The following is a 4,125-nucleotide window of genomic DNA, read 5'->3' on the forward strand; positions in this document are numbered from 1 at the left end:
TGCTCTTTTGAAACAAATGCTGAAGTTTTATTAATAGATTATGAAAAGTTTAAAAAGGAGTTTTTATTAAAACCTGAAATTTCTATGTTTTTTATAAAATCTTTAACAAGAAAAATAAAAGCATTAGAAAATTTTATTAATTACAATATTAGTCTAAATAGTATAGAAAAAATTGCTAAGTTTTTATATGATAATGAATCAATTCTGATGAATTTAAAACAAGTAAAGATTGCCCAAATTCTCAATATAACTCCTGAAACTTTATCTAGAAAAATTGCTAAATTAAAAAAAGAAAATATTGTGCAAAATGAAAAAGGTTATATAAAAATTCTTGATTATAAAAGGTTAGAAGGCTATATAAATAGTCAATCTTGACAATTAAAATTTTTTTTTATATAATCCAAGACACTTAAAATTAAAAAATAGATAATAAAATAAAAGGAAAAGTCATGAAATTTAAAAATATATTTTTTTTAACTGTAACTTTTTCCTTTTTATTCACAGGTTGTTCATATAAAACTAGTGAAGAAGTAGTTGATATGGGTAATTATCCTAATACTTCTTATAGTGCTTCTAATACTAATAATTATGGTGAAATGTATTTAAAATCACCTAAAAAGAGTAATTTCTTTGATGAATTAACACACCAAAATTACATAACTAAAAAAGATAAAATAAATGAAGGTCTTTTTAGTGTTTATAATCAATGGAAAGGTACTAGATACAAACTTGGCGGAACTTCAAAAAGTGGAATTGATTGTTCTGGTTTTGTGCAAAAAGTACTTCAACAAGGTTTTGGTTTAAGTATGCCAAGAGACACTGTTTCTTTATCAAAAGTTGGAACTTCTATAAAGAAGGATGAACTTAAGATGGGTGATTTGGTATTTTTCAAGACTAAAAGAAATAATCATGTTGGAATTTATCTTGAAGATGGAAAATTTATGCATGCTTCAACAAAAATTGGTGTAACTATTTCTGAACTTGATAGTGACTATTTCAAAAATAGTTATTGGAAAGCACAAAGAATCTTTAACTAAACTATTTTCTCAAAACAACCATTCATAAATAATCAAAGAAACTGGAATAAATATAACTGAAATTAAAGTACTTAAAAGTACTGTAAAACTTGCTTTTTGAGGTTTTGCTTTTAATAATACGGCTAAAGTCACAGTATTTCCTGCAAGTGGAACGATAGAAAATAAAAATAAAACTTTATATATAGATGCATCTAAAAATCCTATAAAATTTTTGTCAACGAGTATTATAAATAGAATCGAAGCTGGCCAAAAAATAAATTTGAAGAAATAGGCAATCTTTAAATAAGTTTTATCAATATCTTTTTTTAGATTAAATCCCATCATTCCCATTCCAAGCATCATCATTCCAAGTATTCCATAAGCCCATTTTAAATTTTCAAAACTAGGAATTATAAATTGTGGTATTTTAAAACCTAAAATATTTAAAATAATTCCTGCAAGAAAAGCATAAATCAAAGGAAGTTTTATTATTTTCATAATTGATTGTCTTGTTGTAAAAGTTCCTTTTGCTGTTACGTAAAATCCAGTTGTATTTTCATAAAGAAGAGAACCTAATGTAGCAAAAATAAATATATTTGAATCATGTGGAGTTAATAAAAGCATTGCTAAAGGAATTCCAAAATATCCTGTATTTCCAGTTCCACAAGTGAAAGCGAGAGTATTTATACTGCTATCATCCCATTGTTTTTTATATTTTTTTAAAACAAAAAAAGCAATTATTGAACCAAATAAAAATACAAATATTGGCAAAAATAGTAGTTGAAAATTTAATTTTAAAGATAATGTTGCAAAAAATATTACAATTGGAGCTAGAATATAAACTAATAAAAAAGCTATATAATCTCTTCTGATTTTTAGATATTTTGAAGAGATAAATCCTAATATAATATTAATATATAAGGGAAAAATTTTTGATAATAAAGCAAAAAATAACATAAAAAAACCTTTTAAATATTTAAGTATTTTGATAAAACAAATAGACAAATAACGCACACAATATACATCTTTAAAGCATAAAAAATATTTAACATAAATATCTCTTTTGCACTGCAGTTATATCTTGCAACTATTGTTAAATTTAATCCAGAAATTGGTGAAGTGGAAACAGTTGTTGACCAAGCCATTAAAAATGTCATAGCTAATAAAGTATGATTTGAATTTATAAAAAAATCACCGATTATTGCTATTGTAATAATTGGATGAATACCAATAAAAGCTAAAAGTATAAAAATAAGAAGTAAAAGTGAAGCAACTTTATAATCAAAAATTTCAAATGGTAAAGTAAAATTTAATCCAGTTAAAACAGAACCAATTAAAATTCCAAATAATCCTGCAACTAAAAATAGAGATATTTCTGATTTCATTTTAGGAAGTTCGTCAATAATATGATATTTTAAAATCTTTAGTGCTTCAAGAAAACTTTTTTTAAATGGTAAAATAAAAAATGTCATTAAAATAGAAAAACTTGAAATTAAAACTATAACTTCTAAAGTAGGGTAAAAATAGTGAGTCGTTAGTACAAATATTGCTAAAATTATTGGTAGATATAAAGTTTCTAAAGATAGTGGATAGCCATTAAATTCATCAATATTAAATTTTTTATCTTTTGTCACATCAAAATAAGTAATTACAAAAGCAGTAATTGCTAAAAATATTCCAAAAGATATTATCGTATATGTTTGTAAATTTGGTGCATAAGTAATAGCTGCTGCAAAAGCTACAAAAAAAGGTGACCAATAAGCATCACTAGCAAATGCTCTTGTAAGAAGTACTATCTGAGCGGGATTTAAAGGAGACTTTTTGTACATTTTATCTGCAACTAATAATAAAGAAGAGATGTTTATAACTGAACCAAAAAGATGAACACTAAAATAAGTTTTTATAAATGATTGTTTACCTTTTGGTAAGAGTTGATTTTTCTCTTTTCTTGGGGTTGCTATAAGTTTTAAAAATCCAACGGCAATAAGTAATGTTAAAAGGTATTGATTTACTGTAAAAGCTTTTATAAAGTCTATTTTAAAGCCATTTATATAACTGAACAAAAAAGCAAAAAAAGATAAACTAAGTAATATTAAAAGTATTTTTTTATGTTTTAAAGTAAAAAAAAGTAAAGCTGATGAAAACCAAGCTAAAATTCCTGATACTATCAAAAAATCATTTTGAAAAAAATAAGCATAAATTGTGGTAATAAAAGAGAAAAATATTAATACACCTGAAATTCTATTTATAAAAACCATTAGATATTTCTTTGTTTATTATAAGAAAACTCTAAAATAGTTGAAACTGCTCTAGTATATGGTGCATCTAAATTCTGTTTTTCACAGTTTTTTATAACAACTCCACAAATATCTTCAAGTTCTAAATCTCTATTTTTTTCCAAATCAATTAACATTGAAGGTTTAATTGATTCAAACTTTGTCATAAGTTCAAACATCTTATCTACATTCTCTTTAGTTATATCAACTCCTGCAACTTTTGAAGCAAGTGCTGTTTCACTCATAAGTCCATGAATTAATTTTGAAACTTTTTTATCATTTATTAAAGTACCTGTTTTTTCACCAAGTAGTGCACAAATTGCATTTAGACCATTGTTAATAATAAGTTTATTCCAAAGCTCAAGTTTAATATTTTGGCTTAAAAATGTAGTCGTATCAGTTTTATCAAGCTCTTTTTTTAGATTTTCTAAAAATTCTTGATTTTGTTTTGTTGGATACATTGCTCCTAAAATAGTTTGAACTTCTCCTGTTGATTCCACATGACCTAAAGTTATTGTATGAGCTGCAATAAGTCTTGTTAATCCACCAATAACATACTCTTTATTATAATGTTCGCACATAATATCTTCATTTTCAACACCATTTTGTAAAGAGATAAAATATGGTATCTCTTTTTTATTTTTTGTCCACTCTTCTAATTTTAAAGAGATATTTTCTGTACTCATAGATTTTGTTGCTAAAAAAATAATATCTATATCTTTTGGATTTAATTGTACAAGTTCTTCTATACTTAAAGCTTCAATTTTTTCATTTAAACTAAATGTTGAGTGAACTAACTTTATTTTATTCTCTTTTAAATATTTAAGATTTTT

General features: G+C 24.4%; 5 protein-coding genes. 2 read left to right on the plus strand and 3 right to left on the minus strand.

Going from position 1 to position 4,125, the window contains the following annotated elements:
- Both B0175_RS07855 and B0175_RS07860 read left to right on the plus strand, forming a co-directional pair.
- On the plus strand, positions 1-375 hold a 375-nt coding region (locus B0175_RS07855; RefSeq protein ID WP_146175189.1), incomplete at its 5' end, for a Crp/Fnr family transcriptional regulator.
- A gap of 74 nt (positions 376-449) precedes the next feature.
- Positions 450-1,037, plus strand: a complete 588-nt coding sequence (locus B0175_RS07860; protein ID WP_108528061.1) for a C40 family peptidase — start codon at positions 450-452, stop codon at positions 1,035-1,037.
- A gap of 9 nt (positions 1,038-1,046) precedes the next feature.
- Here the strand turns inward: B0175_RS07860 and B0175_RS07865 are convergent, their stop codons facing one another.
- The 3 genes from B0175_RS07865 to B0175_RS07875 all read right to left on the minus strand — a co-directional run.
- Complete coding sequence (locus tag B0175_RS07865) at positions 1,047-1,973, minus strand: AEC family transporter (RefSeq protein ID WP_108528201.1); 927 nt, start codon at positions 1,971-1,973, stop codon at positions 1,047-1,049.
- Positions 1,974-1,984: 11 nt separating this feature from the next.
- On the minus strand, positions 1,985-3,274 hold the full coding sequence (locus tag B0175_RS07870; protein WP_108528062.1) for a tellurium resistance protein TerC: 1,290 nt from the start codon (positions 3,272-3,274) through the stop codon (positions 1,985-1,987).
- A partial coding sequence (locus tag B0175_RS07875; RefSeq protein ID WP_108528063.1) for a ketopantoate reductase family protein occupies positions 3,274-4,125 on the minus strand: 852 nt, incomplete at its 5' end. The genes B0175_RS07875 and B0175_RS07870, both read right to left, overlap by 1 nt.

Source organism: Arcobacter lacus (assembly GCF_003063295.1).
GTDB classification, from domain to species: domain Bacteria; phylum Campylobacterota; class Campylobacteria; order Campylobacterales; family Arcobacteraceae; genus Aliarcobacter; species Aliarcobacter lacus.

What these genes read in the sequence shown, in the direction of transcription:
- B0175_RS07870 (WP_108528062.1), bottom strand. Translation starts at nt 3,274, where the DNA reads ATGGTTTTTATAAATAGAATTTCAGGTGTATTAATATTTTTCTCTTTT.
- B0175_RS07860 (WP_108528061.1), top strand. Translation starts at nt 450, where the DNA reads ATGAAATTTAAAAATATATTTTTTTTAACTGTAACTTTTTCCTTTTTA.
- B0175_RS07865 (WP_108528201.1), bottom strand. Translation starts at nt 1,973, where the DNA reads ATGTTATTTTTTGCTTTATTATCAAAAATTTTTCCCTTATATATTAAT.